This is a genomic window from Specibacter sp. BI4 (assembly GCF_056680095.1).
Genome location: NZ_CM155265.1, coordinates 1,670,540 through 1,690,259 on the forward strand (window position 1 = coordinate 1,670,540; position 19,720 = coordinate 1,690,259).

The 19,720-nt window shown below is 63.5% G+C and carries 14 protein-coding genes and 1 pseudogene; 10 read left to right on the plus strand and 5 right to left on the minus strand.

Translation table 11 applies throughout. The features are described from left to right. The first annotated feature begins 20 nt into the window (after window positions 1-20). The 9 genes and pseudogenes from AC1L6K_RS07750 (at window position 21) to AC1L6K_RS07790 (ending at window position 12,991) form a co-directional block, all read left to right on the plus strand. A complete protein-coding gene (locus AC1L6K_RS07750) occupies window positions 21-881 on the plus strand; it encodes a sugar phosphate isomerase/epimerase family protein (RefSeq protein WP_480952127.1) in 861 nt (286 codons plus the stop codon). A gap of 59 nt (window positions 882-940) precedes the next feature. Next, window positions 941-2,107: a Gfo/Idh/MocA family protein gene (locus AC1L6K_RS07755; protein WP_480952128.1), complete on the plus strand. Its 1,167-nt coding sequence runs from the start codon at window positions 941-943 to the stop codon at window positions 2,105-2,107. A 183-nt stretch (window positions 2,108-2,290) separates the two neighbouring features. Further along, the gene (locus AC1L6K_RS07760) at window positions 2,291-3,319 is read left to right on the plus strand and encodes a hydroxyacid dehydrogenase (RefSeq protein WP_480952129.1); all 1,029 of its coding nucleotides are present in this window, start codon (window positions 2,291-2,293) and stop codon (window positions 3,317-3,319) included. 102 nt (window positions 3,320-3,421) lie between these two features. Further along, complete coding sequence (locus AC1L6K_RS07765; RefSeq protein ID WP_480952130.1) at window positions 3,422-4,474, plus strand: LacI family DNA-binding transcriptional regulator; 1,053 nt, start codon at window positions 3,422-3,424, stop codon at window positions 4,472-4,474. Window positions 4,475-4,549: 75 nt separating this feature from the next. Further along, entirely contained in the window at window positions 4,550-6,043 is a 1,494-nt protein-coding gene (gene uxaC, locus AC1L6K_RS07770; protein ID WP_480952131.1) for a glucuronate isomerase, read from the plus strand. Then, window positions 6,043-7,503: a mannitol dehydrogenase family protein gene (locus AC1L6K_RS07775; RefSeq protein ID WP_480952712.1), complete on the plus strand. Its 1,461-nt coding sequence runs from the start codon at window positions 6,043-6,045 to the stop codon at window positions 7,501-7,503. The genes uxaC and AC1L6K_RS07775 overlap by 1 nt, the downstream gene beginning before the upstream one ends. Before the next feature lie 458 nt (window positions 7,504-7,961). Further along, window positions 7,962-9,377: a glucuronide transporter gene (gene uidB / locus AC1L6K_RS07780; protein ID WP_480952132.1), complete on the plus strand. Its 1,416-nt coding sequence runs from the start codon at window positions 7,962-7,964 to the stop codon at window positions 9,375-9,377. Window positions 9,378-9,470: 93 nt separating this feature from the next. Continuing rightward, window positions 9,471-10,700 (plus strand): D-mannonate dehydratase ManD, encoded by a 1,230-nt coding sequence (gene manD / locus AC1L6K_RS07785; RefSeq protein WP_480952133.1) that lies wholly within the window; start codon window positions 9,471-9,473, stop codon window positions 10,698-10,700. 41 nt (window positions 10,701-10,741) lie between these two features. Further along, window positions 10,742-12,991: pseudogene (locus AC1L6K_RS07790) on the plus strand (gluconokinase, GntK/IdnK-type). Window positions 12,992-13,114: 123 nt separating this feature from the next. Here AC1L6K_RS07790 and manD (AC1L6K_RS07795) read toward each other — a convergent pair. From manD (AC1L6K_RS07795) to AC1L6K_RS07815, 5 genes are all read right to left on the minus strand, one after another. Continuing rightward, window positions 13,115-14,341: a D-mannonate dehydratase ManD gene (gene manD, locus AC1L6K_RS07795; RefSeq protein ID WP_480952134.1), complete on the minus strand. Its 1,227-nt coding sequence runs from the start codon at window positions 14,339-14,341 to the stop codon at window positions 13,115-13,117. Window positions 14,342-14,430: 89 nt separating this feature from the next. Beyond that, window positions 14,431-15,252 carry a carbohydrate ABC transporter permease gene (locus AC1L6K_RS07800; protein WP_480952135.1) on the minus strand — a complete coding sequence of 274 codons (822 nt, stop codon included), beginning with the start codon at window positions 15,250-15,252 and terminating at the stop codon, window positions 14,431-14,433. Then, the gene (locus AC1L6K_RS07805) at window positions 15,252-16,082 is read right to left on the minus strand and encodes a carbohydrate ABC transporter permease (protein ID WP_480952136.1); all 831 of its coding nucleotides are present in this window, start codon (window positions 16,080-16,082) and stop codon (window positions 15,252-15,254) included. The genes AC1L6K_RS07800 and AC1L6K_RS07805 overlap by 1 nt, the downstream gene beginning before the upstream one ends. A gap of 106 nt (window positions 16,083-16,188) precedes the next feature. Beyond that, window positions 16,189-17,559, minus strand: coding sequence for an ABC transporter substrate-binding protein (locus tag AC1L6K_RS07810; protein WP_480952137.1), 1,371 nt, complete (start codon window positions 17,557-17,559; stop codon window positions 16,189-16,191). A gap of 26 nt (window positions 17,560-17,585) precedes the next feature. Continuing rightward, window positions 17,586-18,551, minus strand: coding sequence for a zinc-dependent alcohol dehydrogenase (locus AC1L6K_RS07815; protein WP_480952138.1), 966 nt, complete (start codon window positions 18,549-18,551; stop codon window positions 17,586-17,588). Window positions 18,552-18,784: 233 nt separating this feature from the next. Here AC1L6K_RS07815 and AC1L6K_RS07820 point away from each other — a divergent pair, with 233 nt between their 5' ends. After that, window positions 18,785-19,558: a FadR/GntR family transcriptional regulator gene (locus AC1L6K_RS07820; RefSeq protein ID WP_480952139.1), complete on the plus strand. Its 774-nt coding sequence runs from the start codon at window positions 18,785-18,787 to the stop codon at window positions 19,556-19,558. Window positions 19,559-19,720 lie beyond the last annotated feature (162 nt).

The window sequence follows — 19,720 nt, forward strand, 5'->3', positions numbered from 1 at the left end:
CGGAACTAGAAAGGAACATCGTGGCAAAAATCGGTGTACAGGCAATGATGCTCAAGGACAGCTTTGCGGAAGTGGGCGCATTTGAGACGCTCCGCAAGGTCAGCGAACTGGGCTACAACGCCGTCGAGATTTCCCAGGTCCCCATGGACGAGAAGAACGTCTCCGAACTGGAGCGCGCCCAGACTGAACTGGGCATGGATGTGGCCTCACTGTCGGTCATGATGGAAAAGCCCGTTGGCCGTCCCGGCGAATCCCTCAAGGACGACTTTGACAAGATCGTCAACGACGCCAAGCGCCTCGACACCAAGCTGCTGCGCATCGGCATGCTGCCCTTCGGCGCCATGACCTCCATTGACGCCGTCATCGACTTCGCGAAGGAGACCAACGGCTACGCCGAACGCCTCCAGCAGGAAGGTCTCAGCCTTTACTATCACAACCACCACATCGAGTTTGCCAAGTTCGACGGCAAGTACATGCTGGACATCATCAACGAGAACTCGCCCTCGATGGGCCTGGAAATCGACGTGCACTGGGTACAGCGCGGCGGACTTGACCCGGTGCGCACCCTGGAAAAGTACGCCGGCAACACGGCCATGGTGCACCTGAAGGACTACCGGATCGGCATGCTTCCAGAGTCCGCACTGGGCTACCTGGAAACCGGCGACTTCGCCAACTTCATGACCGAGTTCAAGAACGTCGTCCAGTTTGCCGAGGTGGGCGAGGGCAACCTTGACTTCCCGTCCATCATTCCTGCGGCGCAGGCCGCCGGTGCACAATACCTGCTGGTGGAGCAGGACGAACTGTACGGCCGCACCGTGTGGGAAGTCCTTGAAACCTCACACCGCAACCTCACCGCCATGGGCTTCAGCGACCTCTTCTGACGCATCAGACCCGACAAAAACTTCAGCCCGAGTTACCGCAACGAAACGGAGCAACACCAGTGAGCAAGAAAGTACGCCTCGGCATCATCGGCCTCGGCCAGCAGGGCGGCGCCTACGCCAAGTTCATCACCGACGGCATGGTCCCCAACATGGAGATCGGCGCCATCACCGACACCGATCCGGCCAAGCGCGAGCTCGCCGCGGAGACCTACCCCGGCGTCAAGGTTTACGACGACTACGTGGCCATGCTCGACAGCGGTGACATTGACGCCGTCGTCACCTGCGTGCCGCACTACCTGCACCCGGAAATGGGCATTGCCACGCTCAAGCGCGGCATCCACGCCCTGGTGGAAAAGCCGGCCGGCGTCTACACCAAACAGGTTGCCGAACTCAACGCCTATGCCGCCAGCAAGCCCGAGCTGTCCTTTGCCATCATGTTCAACCAGCGCAACAACCCGCTGTACCAGCGCCTGAAGGAGATCGTCGACAACGGCGAAATCGGCAACATTCTGCGCACCAACTGGATCATCACCACCTGGTGGCGTCCACAGGGCTACTACAACTCCAGCGAATGGCGAGCAACCTGGGGCGGCGAGGGCGGCGGCGTCCTGGTCAACCAGGCCCCCCACCAGCTTGACCTGTGGCAGTGGATCTGCGGCGTGCCGAAGTCGGTCTTCGCCAAGGTCTCCTACGGCTACCGCCGGGACATTGCCGTCGAAGATGAGGTCACAGCCCTGGTTGATTATGGCAACGGCGCCACCGGCACCTTTGTCACGGCCACCCATGACATGGTCGGCACCGACCGCTTCGAGATCCTGGGCGACCAGGGCAAGATCGTGGTGGAAGGCAGCAAGACTGCCACGGTGACCCGCATGAAGAAGAAGGAACGCGAAATCAGCGACAGCATGGGCATGGACGACGTGCGCAAACTCTTCATGGGCCAGCTGAACATGGAAGATTACCTGACCACCGAGACCGTCGAATTCGATTCGGTCTGGGGCAGCCAGCACGCAGGCGTCCTGGAAAACTTCGCCGCCAACATCCTTGACGGTACGCCGCTGCTGGCGCCGGGCTCCGACGGCATCAACGGCGTCCGTCTGGCCAACGCCATTCACCTTTCCAGCTGGAAGGGCGAGGAAGTCGGTCTCGACTTCGACGAGGACGAGTTCCTCGGACTCCTCAACGACCGCATCCGGGACGAAGGAAAATACGCCGAACGCGCGTAATCTCAGGATCCAAGGCTGGCCCCGGCATCCCGCGGGGCCAGCTTTGTTGTCCCACCCGGCTTGCTCCGCGCAACCCCCGCACGCCCCACCACGGACACGCCGGCAACGCCGTTGCCGGAGCCGTCAAGCCGGCGGCCACGCACAGTACTGTGGACAAAACCGCTCCGCCTCGAAAGGTCAACCATGGCTAGTGCACAATCACGGCAACGTCCCCGGGTGGCCTTCGCCATGGAATCCAACGAACTGCGGGAGCGGCTCATTGACACGGCAGCAATGCAGCGGCTGACGGCGGTGGCGGACATTGTGCAGTTGGATGTGCTGGCGGACTTTGACTCCTGCCAGTCCACGGCGATTCTGGCCCAAACGACGGCGCTGATCACCGGCTGGGGCTCACCCTTGATTGATGCCGGCACGCTCGATGCCGCCCCGGACCTGCAATTGATCGCCCACGCCGCCGGCACTGTCAAAGCCCACGTTTCGGCCGAGTGTTGGGCCAGGGGCATGACGGTGACGACGGCGGCACAGGCCAACAGTGTTCCAGTTGCCGAATACACCCTGGCGTTCATTCTTTTGGCCGGCAAGAACGCTGCCGTGGAACAGCACAAACTGCGCACGGCACAGTCCAGACACCGCGCCGAGCTGCTCACCGCCGGGCTGGGGAATGCCGGCGGCGCAGTGGGCATCATCGGGGCCTCGCGCATTGGACGGCTGGTGATTGAGCTGCTGAAGCCGTTTTCATTCGACATCTTGCTGTCCGATCCAACAATTACTCAGGCTGAGGCGGCCGGGCTCGGTGCGGAGCTTGTCTCCTTGGACGAGCTCATGGCCCGCAGCCGGGTGGTCTCCCTGCACGCACCGATCCTGCCGTCCACTGTCGGCATGGTCGGGGCCGCCCAGCTCGCCCTGCTGCAGGACGGCGCCACGTTCATCAACACCGCCCGTGGAATCCTGGTGGACCACGAGGCACTGCGGGCTGAACTCGGAGGAGGCCGCATCAACGCCGTCCTCGATGTGACCTCACCGGAACCGCTTCCTGACGGGGACCCGCTCTACAACCTCCCGAACGTGACACTGACCCCGCACATTGCCGGCTCCATGGGCAATGAACTGGCAAGAATGGGCGACCTTGCAGTCGGGGAGGTGGAGCGGCTGGCCGCCGGCTCCGCACCGCAGTACCCCGTGTCGAAGGAAGCTTTGTCCGACATGGCCTGATGAACAGGCCACCACCGCCCGTTGCGTGAGCCGTGCAGTTTGGGCCAAGCCGTACAGTTGTGGGTTAAGATGGCCAATGGCAACCAATTGCGGAGGATCCCCTTGACTGACACGACCCAGGCCGGCGAAACGACCGAGCTGCCCGCCAACCGGCGCCGGGCAGGCAAGTCCTCGCCGACGATTTATGACATCGCCGAGCTTGCCGGTGTCAACCCGTCGACTGTCTCCCGGGCCCTCAGCAAGCCCGGCCGGGTCAGCGCCAAAACGGCCGAAAAGATCGAACGGGCCGCGGAACAGCTCAACTATCAGGTGAATGTTTTCGCCCGGGCACTGCCAACGGGGCGCACCCAAACCATCGGCCTGATCGTCTCCGACATCACCAACCCCGCCTTCTTCGACGTCATTCGCGGAGCTGAGTCGGCGGCATCAGCCCGTGACTATACGCTGATGCTGGCCGAGTCCACCGAGTCCGCGGAACTGGAACTCACCGCCGCCAAGCGCATGCTGACCACTGTGGACGGGCTCATCCTTGCCAGCCCCCGCCTGTCGGATGAGGAAATTGGCTCGCTTGCGGCCAAGAAACCCGTGGTGGTGATCAACCGCAGTGTTGCCGGTGTGCCTTCCGTTGTCGCGGACACCGACGCCGGCGTCACCGAGGCCGTCAGGCACCTGGCTGACATGGGCCACACTGAGATCTCCTATGTGGCAGGTCCGGAGCGGTCCTGGATGTCTCGGCGCCGTTGGGAGAGCATCAAGGCCAGATGCGATTGGCACGGCATGGCGGCCACAGTGGTTGCCTCCAGCCAGCCAACTGTCGACGGCGGCCGCCATTCCGCCGCGGCGGTCCGCGCCGGATCTGCAACTGCCGTCTTTTGCTACAACGACTTGATGGCGATTGGACTGATGCGCGAGTTGCAGGCTGCCGGGATGGTCATCCCCGCGGAATTGAGCATCCTTGGCTTTGACAATATCTTTGGTTCCGATTTCACCACTCCGCCGCTGTCGACCATCAAGTCCCCGTTGCGGGATCTGGGCGCCGCGGCGCTGCAGGGGGTCCTTGACGCTTTGGACAAGGTTGAGGCATCTCAGGGGTCGGCGGCCCTGCCGACGGAGCTGGTGATTCGGGGCTCCACGGGACGCTCCGGCCGTGTCTGACAAGCCAGCGGACCCGGTTGGCAAACTTTTGGCAACCGGTTGACAAAGTGGGTGGACTGCAGGGACGATTGAGCTATGTCACATTTGCGCTCACCCAATTCCCCGGAGACCTTGTCCGCCGCCGACGCTGCTGTTGGCGATGCGGGCCAAGCTCTCTCATCCGCCCAGCGCTCACCCGCCGCCAATCCGGACCGCCTGCTGCCGGCCGACCCCGGCACCCGGGCCATTGCCCGGGATTTGCTGGCCCGGGTTGAAGACCTCCCGATTATTTCCCCGCACGGACACGTCGAAGCGTCCATGCTGGAACTTGACACCCCGTTCCCTGACCCCGCAACGTTGCTTGTCAGCCCGGACCACTACGTCACCCGACTGATCCACGCCAGCGGCGTCCCTTTGGAGCGCCTGCGCATGGGCGGCACCACCGCCGTGGAGCCCCGGGAAACGTGGCGTGAATTCGCCAAGGCCTGGCCGCTCTTTGACGGCACGGCCTCCGGCTACTGGATGCGCGATTCCTTCGAGCATGTCTTTGGCCTGTCCAAGGAGGTCAACGCCGACAACGCGGACTTCCTCTTTGATGAGCTTGACGCCAAGCTCAAGAGCCCCGCATTCCAGCCACGCCAGCTGTTCAAGGACTTCAACATCGAGGTCCTTGCCACCACTGACGACCCGCTGGACGATCTCGCCGCCCATGCTGCCATCGCCAACGACCCCACGTTCACCGGCCGCGTGCTGCCCACATTCCGTCCCGACGCGTACATCAAGTTCGCCGCTGCCGGCTGGGCTGAGCGGGTGGAGAAGCTGATCAGCGTTGCCGGTGACGGACTCAGTAGCTACGCCGGCTACATCCGGGCCCTGGAAAACCGCCGCCAGTACTTTGTCGAGCACGGCGCAGTCTCGGCCGACCACGGCGTCCGCACGGCGCAGACACTGCGCATGGACGCAGCCCAGGCCGAGGCGCTGTTTGAGAAGGCGCGCCGCGGCGAGGCCACGCCGGCGGATGCCGACGCCTTTGAAGCACACATGAGCTACCAGATGGCCCGCATGTCAGTCGAGGACGGGCTGGTCATGACCATCCACCCCGGCGTGTTCCGCAACCACCACACGGAATCGTTCAAGAAGTTCGGCGCCGACACAGGCCACGACATCCCGTTCGCCGTCAGCTACACCGAGGCCCTGCGCCCCATGCTTGAGGACTTTGGCACGGCACCGGGCTTCCACTTCATCCCCTTCACCATTGACGAAACGGTGTTCTCGCGGGAAATTGCGCCGCTGGCCGGCTTCTACCCGTCGGTGTTCATCGGGGCGCCCTGGTGGTTCCTGGACGCACCGGATGCCATGCTGCGCTTCCGCTCCGCCGTCACCGAGACCGCCGGCTTCTCACGCTCCTCCGGCTTCATCGACGACACCCGGGCATTCTGCTCCATCCCGGCCCGCCACAACACCTCCCGCCGCATCGAGGCGAGCTTCCTGGCCCGCCTCGTGGCCGAGCACCGCGTCAGCGAGGCCCGCGCCCACGAAATCATCGTCGACATTGTTGACGCCGCACCCCGAAGGGCCTTCAAGCTGTGATCACCAATGAAACGCCAGTGCCGGTCCTGGGCCGAAGCACCGCAAATGCCGCCCCGGCAGCGCCCGTGCGCATTGTCCACCTGGGCCTTGGCGCCTTCCACCGCGCCCACCAGGCGTGGTACACCCAACACGCCAGCGACGGTGCGCAGTGGGGGATCGCAGCCTTTACCGGCCGCCGGCCCGACGCTGCCCTGGCACTTGCCGCCCAGGACGGCCTCTACACCTTGATAGAGCGCGGCGAGGCAGGCGACAGCTTCGAGCTGATGACCAGCATCGTCGAAGCCCACGACGGCGCCGACGTGGCAGCCCTGTCCCGGCTCGTGGCTGCTCCGACCACGGCCCTGGTCACCCTGACCATCACCGAGGCCGCCTACAATTTGGCAGCCGACGGCACCCTGGACATCGCCAACCCGGCCGTCCAGGCCGACATTGATGTTCTGCGCGCCGTCACCGCCTCGAATCCCGTCGCCGGGGCTGGGGCGGACGACGTCGGCCACCCGCCCGCCGCCGTCACGGCAGCAGGGCGCCTGGTCCAGGCCCTGTCGGCCCGGCGCAGTGCCGGAGTCGGTGCTATCGCCGTCGTTTCCTGCGACAATCTTGCCAACAACGCCACCGCGGCCCGTGCCGCGATTGGCGGCCTGGCCGACGTCGTGGATCCCGGCCTGGGCGCCTGGGTCGCGGAGAATGTCAGCTTTGTGGGCACCTCCATCGACAGGATCACCCCGCGCACCACCGAAGCGGAAATCGCTTTGGTGGAGGCTGAGTGCGGCTATGCCGACTCATCTCCCGTTGTCACCGAGCCGTTCAGCGACTGGGTGCTGAGCGGGGAATTCCCCGCCGGCCGGCCGGACTGGGCCAGTGCCGGGGCAGTCTTCGTGGACGAGATCGAGCACTTTGAGAACCGCAAGCTGTGGCTGCTCAACGGCGCCCACTCGCTCATGGCCTACGCCGGGCAGCTGCGGGGGCACAAAACTGTCGCGGAGGCCTTGGCCGATCCTGCCTGCGCGGGCTGGATCACCGAATTTTGGGATGAGGCGGAACGCAACCTCCCCGCCGCCGGGCTGGGCATTCCCGCGTACCGGGCTGCCCTGTTGGAGCGCTTCAGCAACGCCCGCATTGCACACCACCTGGCGCAGATTGCCATGGACGGCTCCAACAAGCTGCGCATGCGTGCCGTGCAGGTGCTGACGGCCGAGCTGGCCGCCGGACGAACCGGTGCGGGGGCAGCCAGAATGATCGCCTCCTGGGTCGCCTTCCTGCGCCTGGCCCACGCCACGGGTGCCGACATTGCTGATTCTTCCCTGGCGGAACTGCAGGCGGCCCTGGAACTCCCGCGCGGAGACGGCCGGGGCGAGGACCTGCGGGCACTACTGGCTGTCCTGGACACGCGCCTGGCCGGTGACGACGCAGCCGTTGCGGCTGTGGCCGGGCTGATGGACGGGATTGCCGTTCCGGCCTGACGCTGACGCTTGCACCCTCGGCTGCGGGCAACCCGACCGATGCGGCATCACCGCGCGGCCACTGTGGCGCTTCCCTGCGAGGGGGAGCGCCACAGTGCTGTGGCCAGGTGCCGTGTTCCCAGTGCTGCACGGCGGTGCCGCGGTCACCGGGCGGCGTTCACTTTTGGGCTTCGCCGCCCCAGGCAGCCGCCCAGGCATCCGGTCCACCGTGAAGGGAAAATGTCCCGATGGGAACTGAAAATAAACAAAATGTTGGCAAGCGGTTGCCAAATGTTGTCGAAGCTGGTTAAATAGATCGTAATACAGCTCACTTGGTAATACGGCTCACATGGGTGTTCGCAATGAATGCCCTTCGCTGAGGATCACGGGTTTGGCTCATCGCAGAGTCCCCGGATCCGGTCTGATGAGCATCTTGGCGCTATTGAACAGCGGCAGGAAAAGGGTAAAGGAGCCCGCTGATGACAATGACAGAAAAGCACGCAAGCCAGTCGGCCCCGGGACGGCTGCCAAAGATCAGTGTTCTGGGTTACGGTGCCGGAGACGCGGCCAACAACCTGGCGTTCACAACCGCCACCATGTTTCTTTTGGTCTACTACACGGACGTAGCAGGCATCAGTGCCGCAGCGGCGGGCACGCTTCTGCTGGTGGTCAGGATCTTCGACGCCTTCGCGGATATCTTCGCTGGCCGCATGGTTGACAGGACCTACCACAAGAAGCTCGGCAAGTTCCGTCCTTACATCATGTTCGGTTCGGTTCCGCTGTTGCTGCTGAGCGTTGCCACCTTCTCGATCCCGCAGATCGGCGAATCGGGCATGCTGCTGTGGGCGTACGTCAGCTACGCCTTGCTGGGGCTGGCCTACAGCTTCGTGAACATTCCCTATGGCTCCCTTGCCGGGGCCATGACGCAAAACGCCGGCGAGCGGGCCAAGCTGGCCAGCGCCCGCACCATCGGCGCGATTGCCGTCGGATCCTTCCTTGGCATCTTTATTGCGCCGATGATGACGGGCGGGAAAGAACTCCAGCCGCTGTTCACCACCATGACAGTCATCTTCGCCGTGGTTGGCACCGGCCTGTACATGTTCACCGTGTTCACCACGAAGGAACGTGTGGTGCGTGAAGTTTCCAAGGTGTCCATGAAGCAGAGCTTCGAAACGCTCAAGGGCAACAAGCCGCTGCTGCTGCTGTGCATCAGTTCCTTCCTGTTTCTCACGGGCCAGCTGGCCATCGGCACCGTGCAGATCTACTACTTCCGCGACGTCCTGAACTCATTGTCGCTGTACGCCATCATGTCCATCCTCAATATCGTCTTGACATTTGGCATGGCTGCCGTCCTTCCCGTGCTCGTGCGGAAACTGGGCAAGAAGAACATCTTCATCGGCGGCGCGGCGCTTATGGCGCTCGGTGGCCTCATCGTCTTCCTGGCCCCCGCACCCATGGTCTGGCTTGCCTTTGCCGGCGTCATGGTGACCCAGGTTGGTCTCCTGCTGACCAGCATGCTGGTCTGGGCCCTCGAGGCAGACACTGTGGAATACGGTGAGTGGAAGACTGGCATCCGCACCGAAGGCATCACCTACGCACTGTTTTCCTTCACCCGCAAGACCGGCCAGGCCGTCGGCGGCGCGCTGGCAGCCTTTGCCCTCGCCTGGGGCGGCTACACCGCGGGTGCGGCGCAGCAGACGGACCAGGCCCTGTTGGGCATCCGCGCCGGCGCAGGACTGCTGCCCATGGTCTTCTCAATTCTGGCTCTGCTCGTCATGCTCGCTTACCCGCTGACAGACGCCAAGCACAAGGAAATTGTCGCCGAAATCAGCGCCCGCCGCGAAGCCCGGCTTGAGGCCGCACTTGAAACACGGGACATTGAAGAGGACAAGTAGTTGAAAAGCCACTGCTGTTCCCAACTATTCAGCTTCTGACACACGTACATCAAAACCTGGCCATAAGTAGCCAAAACCTGGAAGGAACTCCTCGTGAAAATTATTTCCGCAGAAGTATTTGTCACCAGCCCGAGCCGCAACTTTGTGACCTTGAAGGTCACCACCGATGAGGGCGTTGTGGGCATCGGCGACGCAACGCTGAACGGCCGCGAGCTGGCGGTTGCCGCGTACCTCAAGGAGCATGTGGCCCAGCTGCTCATCGGCCGCGACCCCAACCGCATCGAGGACACCTGGCAGTTCATCTACCGCAGCTCCTACTGGCGCCGCGGCCCGGTCACCATGGCCGCCATCGCAGCCGTCGACATGGCCCTGTGGGACATCAAGGGCAAGCTGGCCGGCATGCCTGTCTACCAGCTGCTCGGCGGCGCCTCACGCAACGGCCTGCGCGCCTATGGCCACGCCTCCGGTTCTGACCTGCCCCAGCTGTTCGATTCCGTCCGCGAGCACCTGGAATTGGGCTACAAGTCCATCCGCATCCAGACCGCGGTGCCCGGCATCAAGGCTGTTTACGGTGTTGCCGCCCAGGCCCAGGCCTCGGGCGAACGCTACGACTACGAGCCCGCAGGCCGCGGCACGTACCCGCAGGAGGAGGACTGGGACACCCGCGCATACCTGCGCCACCTGCCCACCGTCTTTGAGGCAGTGCGCAACGAGTTCGGCCCGGAAATCCCGCTGCTGCATGACGGCCACCACCGCATGACGCCGATCCAGGCCGCCAAGCTGGGCAAGTCGCTGGAACCGTATGACCTGTTCTGGCTCGAAGACTGCACCCCGGCGGAAAACCAGGAAGCACTGCGCTTGGTCCGTTCACACACCACCACGCCGCTGGCCATTGGTGAAATCTTCAACACGGTCTACGACTTCCAGACGTTGATCAAGGAACAGCTCATTGACTACGTCCGTGCAGCCTCCACCCACTTCGGCGGCATCTCCCCGCTGAAGAAGGTCATGGACTACGCCGCGCAGTACCAGATCAAGTCCGGCTTCCACGGCCCCACCGACATTTCCCCCATCGGCTTCGCCGCGCAGTTGCACGTTGGCCTGGCCATCCACAACTACGGCATCCAGGAATACATGCAGCACTCGGACGCGACGAACGAGGTGTTCCAGCAGTCCATGACGTTCAAGGACGGCTACCTGCACCCCGGCGATGCCCCCGGCATCGGCGTCGAGTTCAACGAGGAAGCAGCTGCGGCATACCCGTACCAGCAGGCCTACCTGCCGTACAACCGCCTCGTAGACGGAACGGTCCACGACTGGTGACAGACGCTTCACACGCTGTAAAACCGCAGCACATTGTGGTCATGGGAGTCTCCGGCTGCGGCAAGACGACGATCGGCGCCCTCGTGGCGCACGATCTCGGCCTGCCGTTCACGGACGGAGACTCCCTGCACCCGGTGGAGAACATTGCCAAGATGGCGGCCGGCACGCCCTTGAACGACGTCGACCGCGCACCCTGGCTGGAAATCGTCGGCCAGGAGCTGGCCGGCTCCGCCAACGGACTCGTCGTGGCCTGCTCGGCGTTAAAGCGGAACTACCGGGACGCGATCCGGGCGCAGGCTCCCGGCGTGGTGTTCCTGCACCTTGACGGCACCCGCGAAGTGTTGGGCTCCCGCCTCGAGGGACGTTCCGGGCACTTCATGCCCACAACGCTGCTTGACTCGCAGCTGGCCACGCTGGAACCGCTCGGCCCGGACGAACGTGCCGTAGTGATTGACATTTCGGCACCGGTCCCCGCACTGGTGAGTGACGCCGTCGCACGTCTTCAGCAAACTGTTTAAAGACCAAGCAAGACTTCAGGAGAAGCAATGACGTACGCAGTGGATTTGCGCGCCGCACCGTTCAATTTGGATGACGCCGGCGTGGCCTGGGTGGAGTCGACGATTGGGTCGATGACGCTGGAGGAGAAGATCGGCCAGCTGTTCATCAACCACAACAACAGCTACGCCCCTGAATACCTTGACGAGGTGCTGGAAAAGTTCCATGTGGGCGGCATGCGCTACCGTCCGGGCCCCTCCGCTGCCGTGCAGGAACACATCCGCCACGCGCAGTCGAAGACGAAAATCCCGCTGCTCATTGCCTCCAACCCGGAAATGGGCGGGGCCGGCAGCTGCGATGACGGCACGTTCGTCTCCACGCACCTGCAGGCCGGCTCGCATCCGGATGCATCCATTGCCCGCCAAATGGGCCAGGTGGCCGGTGTTGAAACCGCCGCACTGGGCTGCAACTGGGCGTTCGCGCCGATCGTGGACATCCACTACAACTGGCGCAACACCGTCATCTCGACCCGCTCCTTCGGCAATACGCCCGGGGTAGTGGTGGAGCGGGCCAAGGAATACTTCGACGGCATCAGCGAATCACCCACCGCCTGCGCCATGAAGCACTTCCCGGGCGACGGCATCGACGAGCGCGACCAGCACGTCGTGACCTCGTACAACACCCTCGATTACGAGGAATGGAACAAGACGTACGGGCATGTGTACCGCGAAATGATCGGCCACGGCGTGCAGTCGATCATGGCCGGCCACATCGGCGCCCCTGCGCTGTCCCGCCGCTTTTTGCCTGAACTGTCCGACGGCGAACTGCTGCCGGCCACGCTGGCTCCGGAACTGCTCGGGGACCTGCTGCGAGGCGAGCTGGGCTTCAACGGGCTGATCCTGACCGACGCCTCACAGATGATCGGCATGACCCAGGCCATGAAGCGCCGCGACCTGGTGCCTGCCGCGATCGCCGCAGGCTGCGACATGTTCCTGTTCTTCCGCACCCCGGCCGACGATTTTGGCTTCATGATGGACGGCTACCGCAACGGCATCATCACGGAAGAGCGTCTGCAGGATGCCCTGCGCCGCATTCTGGCGCTCAAGGCTTCCCTGGGACTCCACACCAAGGACCGCTCCGAACTGGTGCCGGCCGCGGAGGCCCTGGCCGTGATCGGTTCGGCCGAGCACCGGGCCATTGCCGCTGAGGTTGCCGACAAGACCGTCACGCTGGTCAAGGACACGCAGGGCAATCTGCCGATGACACCTGCCACGCACAAGCGGATCCGCCTCTACGGCTTTTCCGGTGGTTCGGACTTCACCATGCAGGACCCCCTGGGTTATCTGGACGTGGTGGCCGAAGAGCTTGAGCGGGTTGGCTTCGAGGTCCACACCTTCAAGACCGCCGATCAGCGCAAGGCTGCAGGGGAGGAGGGCGTGAACTTCATGTCCGTCATCGCCGAAGAGGGCTCAGGCGACTACTCCGAGAAGTACGACGCCGCACTGGTCGTTGCCAATGTGAAGGGCTTTGCCCAGGAAGCGGCCATCCGCGTCAAGTGGTCCTCCCCGATGGCTGCGGAGATCCCGTGGTACGTCACCGAGGTGCCCACGGTGTTTGTCTCGCTCAACCAGCCCAACCACCTGATCGACGTGCCCATGGTCAAGACCGCCATCCACACGCACGCCGACACCCGCGAGGCCATCCGGGCCACGGTGGAGAAAATCCAGGGGCTCTCCGAGTTCCAAGGCACGTTCAACGAGAACGTGTTCTGCGATTCCTTCGACACCAGGCTGTAATTCCTGGTAATCCATGCACGACGGCGGTGACCCCGCCGTCGGTGCGTGCACGCAAAAGGCCGCCGGCCATCCTCCACAAGGATGGCCGGCGGCCTTTTGCCGTGGGCTTACTCAGTCGTGGATTCACCAGTCGTGGACGGTTCCGTCGAGGAGGCGGTTCACCGGCAGGTAGGCGGTGGTGTATTCGTAGCTGTTGGCGAGTTCGTCGTTGTAGTCGACGCCGAGGCCCGGGTTGTTGCCCGGGTGGAGCAGGCCGTTTTCAAAGGTGTAGCTGGTTTGGAACACGTCAAGGGTTTCGGCGGAGTGCTTCATGTACTCCTGGATGCCGAAGTTGTGGATCGCCAGGCCGAGGTGGAGCTGGGCGGCCTGGCCGACCGGGGAGATGTCAGTGGGGCCGTGGAAGCCCGACTTGATTTGGTAGATGGCCGCGAAGTCCATGAGCTTCTTCAGTGCGGTGATGCCGCCTGTGTGCGTCACTGCCGAGCGGACGTAGTCGATGAGCTGTTCGGTGATCAGGGTTTGGTAGTCAAAGACTGAGTTGAACACTTCGCCGATGGCCAGCGGTGTGGTGGTCTGGGACCGAACCCGGCGCAGCCCCTCCTGGTTCTCCCCGGGTGTGGCGTCCTCGAGCCAGAACAGCTCGTACGGTTCAAGGGACTTGCCCAGGGATGCTGCCTGGTTGGGGGTCATGCGGTGGTGGCCGTCGTGGAGCAGGATCAATTCCGGACCGAATTCCTCCCGCACGGCGGCGAACACCGTGGGAATGTGGCGCAGGTAGGCACGGGTGTCCCACGTTTCCTCCGCGGGCAGGGGCAGGCGCTTGGCCGGTTCATAGTCGTAGCGTTCCCCGGGGCGCTGGTCGGTGGCGACGCCGTAAATCTGGCCCAGGCCGGGGACGCCGGTTTGGACGCGAATGGCCTTGAAGCCCTGGTCCAGGTGGTTGCGGATGGAGTTGAAGAGGGATTCATTGTCGGAGCCGGAGGCGTGACCATAGGCCAGGGCGCCAACCCGGGAGGCGCCGCCGAGCAGCTGGTACAGGGGAAGGTTGGCGATTTTGGCCTTGATGTCCCACAACGCGATGTCGACGGCGGCGATGGCGGCCATGGTGATGGGGCCGCGACGCCAGTAGGCGCTGCGGTAGAGGAACTGCCACATGTCCTCGATGTTGTGCTCGTCCTTGCCAATCAGCAGCGGCACCACGTGTTCCTTGAGGTAGGCCACTGTGGCGAGTTCGCGCCCGTTGACGGTGGCGTCACCCAGTCCGGTCACGCCGTCGTCGGTGGTGATGCGAAGTGTGACAAAGTTGCGTCCCGGGCTGGTGACCAGCACCTCGGCATTGCGAATGGTCAAGACAAACTCCTGGGGTTGGCTGCAAACGATTTGTGTGGATGCAAGGAGGGGCCGGCTGTTGCGGCAGGCCCCTCGCGGATGTGTTGGGCTCAGCCCTTGAATGCGCCTTCCGCAGCGCCCTGGACAACCCAGCGCTGGGAAATGTAGTAGACGATCAGGACGGGGATGGCTGAGAGAACGGCACCTGCCATGATGGGCCCGTACTGCTGGACGTCGCCGGTGCTCATGTGCTGCAGTGCCACCGGCGCCGTCATGACACCCTGTCCCTTGACGAAGGTCAGGGCCAGGAACAGCTCGCCCCACGCCATCATGAAGGCGAGGGAGGCCGCCGTCGCAAGTGCCGGTGCGGAGACCGGAAGCAGAACGCTGAGCAGTGTGCGCATCTTTGACGCCCCGTCCAGTGAGGCGGCTTCCTCAAGGTCCGCCGGAAACTCCCGGAAGTGGCCAAGGATCAGCCATGTGCACAGCGGCACGGCGAACGTCAGGTAGACCAGGATCAGGCCCGGCAGGGTGTCGGCCAGCCCCAGGTTTCCGACCACGACGCTCAGCGGGATGAAGAGCAGCACCATGGGCGTCAGATAGCTCATGAGGATGAGCTGGCTGGCCACGTTGCGGCCGGGGAACTTGAACCGGGCGATGGCGTAAGCCGCCAAGACACCCAGGATCATGGCGAGCAGGGTCGTCATCAGGGCGACGATGAGGCTGTTGCCGATGTTCACCATGAACTTGTCGTTGAACAGGACCTTGACGTAGTTGTCCAGGCTGGATCGTTCCGGCAGCCATGACGGTGTCCGGTAGATCGCCGAGCGGGGCTTCAGCGAGGCAATGACCATGTAGTAGACAGGCGGCACCACGAGGAGGGCGAGAAATGCCATGCCCAGGATGGTGGTCAGGCGGCCACGTTTCTGCATCAGATCTCCTTCTTTCGCCGGCTCAGCAGCATGATGAACAGCGCCATGACGGGCAGGATGACCACCGCATAGGCGGCGGCTTGGCCCAGCTGGCGGCTTTGCAGGCTCAGGAACGACAGGACGGGGAAGGTCATGGTTGTTGTTGACGGCCCGCCCTGGGTCATGAGCCAAATGTTCTCGAAACCGTTGGCGGTCCAGATCGCCGAGATGACGGCAACCACTGCCACGGTGGAGCGGATCTGCGGCACCGTGATGTTCACGAACTGCTGCCACGCCGATGCGCCGTCCATGCGGGCTGCCTCGTACAGTTCCTTCGGGATGGTCTGCAGTGCGGCCAGGATGGAGATGGCCCAGAACGGGAAACCACGCCAGACCGTCGCCAAGACCACCGAAATGCGCGCCCAGGAAGGGTCGCTTAGGAACGGGACCGGGCTCGTGAACGTTTCCAGGGCAACGTTGATCGCGCCGTAGGGTGATTCAAACATCAGCCGCAGGCCCATGAAGGCAACAAAGCCGGGCATGGCCCACGGCAGCATGACCAGAAGGCGCCACAGGTTCCGTCCGGGCATGGGCCGGTTGAGGATGACGGCAACAAGGGTGCCGAGGATCAGCTTGAGCAGCAGCGACACTCCCACAATGAGAATGAGGTTGGCGGCAGCCGAAAGGAATCCGGAGTCGGTTGCGAGCCGGGTGTAGTTGTCGAGGCCGATGAAATGGCCGGGGGAGCCGACCATCCTGTCCGTGAAGCTGTACCAAATGGAGGAGATGGTGGGGTATCCGATAAGGATGACGATGACCGCAACTGCAGGCAGGACCAGCAGCAAACCCAACCGGGCTTCCTTGCCTGCCGCGGGCCCCCTGACCCTTTTACGGCGAGGCGGGCCGGCGAGCCCTGCCGGAGCGGTTGCTCCGGCAGGGGGCGCGGCAGTTTCTGATCTAACCCGCATGTTGGTCGTAGATTGCCTGGCAGGAAGCCTGGGCCTCGGCCATGGCGTCCTCGATGGGGATCTTGTCCACCAGCACGCGCTGGACCATGCGGGGAGTTGAGAACGCGTTTTGATAATCGGAGTAGGCGGCGTTGGCGGTGTCCGGGAAAGCCGGGGCGGTGCCCTTTTCTGCCTGTTCAAGCAAACCTGCGTGCACCGGGCTGTCGGTGAAGACAGGGTACGCCAGCTGGGAATTCAGTACGGGACCATAGGTTGCGTTTTCCATGAATCCGGCCATGTAGCTGTCATCGGCCAGGGCCTTGAAGAGATCCTCGGCAAGGACCTTGCCTGCCTCGGAGGTGCTGGCAGGAACCACGCGGTAGCGTGGATCAACCGGCGCAACCTGACCGGACGGGCCGGCCGGCAGGGCTGAATACGCGCTGGATTCGGCCAGGTCCGGGTCATCTGTTTTCATCGACTGGTACACGCTGCCGGTGTTGACAATGAAAACAGACTGGCCCGAGGTATAGGAATTGTTGTCCCCGGCACCGTCCCAGGTGACCGACGACGGCGGGAACTGGCCGTCGTCGAAAGCGCCCTTGATCCAGGTGAGGAAGTCGGCCGTTTCCGGGCCGGTGATGGTGCACTTCTGGCCGGCGTCATCGGCGACCCGGCCGCCGAAGGACTGCATCATGGACGTGGTCAGGTTGCCGTCGAGGACGTTGGAGAGCGCGAAGCCCATTCCGTAGGTCTCAGGCGGATCCTGGGTTGCCATGGACTGGGCAAGCAGCTCATCCCAAGTCTTTGGCGGGCTGTCGAACCCCTTTTCCTTCAGCAGGTCCGCGCGGCTGAACAACACGTTGCCGAAGAAACCGAAAGGGACGCCGTAGATTTTGTCGCCAAAACTCTTGGCTTTGGTGGCTGCATCGATCGAGTCCAGCCAGCCCTTGTGGGCTTCGCCGACGGCGGCGTAGGCATCCGGCACTGGTGAGAGCTGGCTTCCGGTGGCCATGGTTGACATCAAGTCATAGGGGACAGTCATGGCGGAGGGCAGGGATTTGGCTTCGATGGCCCCGGAGGCTTGCTGGACCACTTCGTTTTGGTTGACCTTGACAACCTCCGTCTTGATGCCGAGATTGTCGCCCCAGGCCTTGATGCGGGCTGCTTCAAGGTCGTTGCTGGACTCAGGGAAGGTGAGCCCGATCCAGTAACTGAAGGTGCCCTCGAAGTCCTTGGCGGCCTGCGCCACCTCGGTACTGGGGGTGCCGAGGCCTTCGGCGGCAACGGCCTCGGTGTCGGCTGTTTCGGCCGAACAGCCCGTGGCCAACAGGGCGAGGGCTGCGAGGACGCCGAGGCCCTTGATTTTCCTAGAGTGACGCATCGTTGTGTCCTTTTGCTAGTTGTGGTCTACAGAGGATTTTGATCGGTGAACTGGATGTGAACCTTGAGTGGCGGCTCACCGGGGGAGGGTGGGTTAAAGGCCTCGAGGATTCTGCTGAATGGAACTGTTTGTTCCACCAGCCACGAGATGTCCAGCTTGCTGTGGGTGAGAAAGTCCAGGGCGGGTTCCAGCCCGCCCGAAAAACGCAGCGTGGAGGTAACCCAGGATTCTGCACGGGAGATGTGCTTGACGGGAAGTCCGGACCCGGCGGGCAGATTCCCCACCAGCACCACGCGTCCGGTGCCAGGCCGGGCAGCACGCAGGGCAAGCTCCACGCCGGCAGGGTGGCCGGATGCGTCAAAGACGACGTCGAAATAGCTGCCTTGGGCGATGCCTGCCATCAGTTCATCGCTGGTGGGTGCCCGGTCTGCGCCATGCTCGACGGCGGCAGCTGCCCGGCGCCCGCTCACGTCGGTGACGGTAAGCGATGCAGCTCCCAGGAACCGTGCGGCCAGGGCTGTGAGCTGGCCAATGGCGCCTCCGCCAACGACCAGAACCGACTTTTTTGCAACGGAGGTCTTTTGCACTGCGTGCAGGGCCACTGCCATGGGTTCCAGCAGTGCACCGGCTGCGAGGCTGAACCCGGCCGGCAGGGGCAGCACATGGGTGGCGGGGAGAACGAGGTATTCCTGCAGCGCCCCGTCCCGGTGCGGATTGACTGCTGCGGAACCAAGATAGCGGGTGTGCGGGCACAGATTGTCGAATCCGCCGAGGCACTGTTCGCATTTCCCGCAGGAGAGGCTGGGTATCAGGGCCACTGCCGTCCCCAGGTCCAACCCGCTGACGCCGTCGCCCACCCCGGCAATCGTGCCGCTGGCCTCGTGCCCCATGACGAAGGGTGTGTTGATCGCGTACGCGGCGGTTCCGCGATAGTAGGCGATGTCGGATCCGCAAATGCCAACGCTGTGGAGCTTCACCAGAACTTCACCCATTGCAGGAATTGGGCGGGGGCGGCTCTGAAGCTGCAAGTCTCCCGCACCGGCGAGCACTGCCGCGGTTTGGGTTGGGACTGAAGGGGTAAGTGGCATGAATCACAAGTTACTTCATACCTATTTGGCTGTCAACCTATATGACAGCTCATATTTGAATGGCTATGATTTAGTTATGGAATCAGTCCATGCTCAATCGGCACCGCCGCCACAGGCTGCCACTTCAAGGGGGATGCGTGCAGACGCCATTGACTCGCACCAAGCTCAGCCTGCAGATCTTCGACGCCATGATTGCGCACATCGTTGAGAACGATCTGCAGCCCGGCAGCGTCCTGCCGTCCACGGCGGCCCTGTGCGAACGGTTTGCCACGAGCCGGCCGGTGGTGCGCGAAGCCCTGAGTGCCTTGGAGGCAGTGGGCCTGGTTGTTGTGCAGAACGGCCGCAATGCAGTGGTCAAGGAGCTCGACGGGCACTTGATCAAGCTGTTCCTGTCAAGGGTGCTGCACAACAACAAGCGTCCCCTGACCGACATGATGGATGTGCGCGTGCCACTGGAAATTCAGGCGGCACGGCTGGCGGCGGAGCGCGCCTCCAGCGAGGACTGCACAATCCTCGATGACCTGCTGCTGCAGATGGATGAAGCGCTGCCGGACACCGAGGGGTATCCGATTTTGGATATCGCCTTTCACATGGCAATCGCCAGGGCAACCGGCAACGGTGCGCTGGAATGGTTCAGCGACGCCCTGCGGAACGAGTTGACGACAGTGATGGTTGAGGTGCGCCGCTACCGCGAGGTCAACGACCTGGTGGGACATGAGCAGCACCAGCACCGCAAAATTGCTGCCGCGATCCGCGCCGGAGATGCCGGCGCCGCGGAACAGGCGATGCGGGAACACATGGCCTCCTCCGAAGGGTACGTTCGAATGATCGAACAGTCACTGCGCGAGGTCGGGGAAGGTACGCTGCGGGAGATTCTGGCGAAGCGGGCCATTGACGTGACAGGTCAATAGGCGCCCGCTCCCTGCCACTCCCGCAAGCCGGCCCCGACCGCCTCGTCGAGGGAATTTCCCGCGCCCAGCGCAAACGCAACAGCCAGTCTCTCCCGGCCCGCGCCGTCGAACACTCGGCCGCAGCTGCGCAAACGGGCATAATGTCAACCGGTCGCCAGAAGG

What these genes read in the sequence shown, in the direction of transcription:
- uidB (WP_480952132.1), top strand. Translation starts at nt 7,962, where the DNA reads ATGACAATGACAGAAAAGCACGCAAGCCAGTCGGCCCCGGGACGGCTG.
- AC1L6K_RS07760 (WP_480952129.1), top strand. Translation starts at nt 2,291, where the DNA reads ATGGCTAGTGCACAATCACGGCAACGTCCCCGGGTGGCCTTCGCCATG.
- AC1L6K_RS07810 (WP_480952137.1), bottom strand. Translation starts at nt 17,559, where the DNA reads ATGCGTCACTCTAGGAAAATCAAGGGCCTCGGCGTCCTCGCAGCCCTC.
- AC1L6K_RS07815 (WP_480952138.1), bottom strand. Translation starts at nt 18,551, where the DNA reads ATGGGTGAAGTTCTGGTGAAGCTCCACAGCGTTGGCATTTGCGGATCC.
- AC1L6K_RS07800 (WP_480952135.1), bottom strand. Translation starts at nt 15,252, where the DNA reads ATGCAGAAACGTGGCCGCCTGACCACCATCCTGGGCATGGCATTTCTC.
- uxaC (WP_480952131.1), top strand. Translation starts at nt 4,550, where the DNA reads ATGTCACATTTGCGCTCACCCAATTCCCCGGAGACCTTGTCCGCCGCC.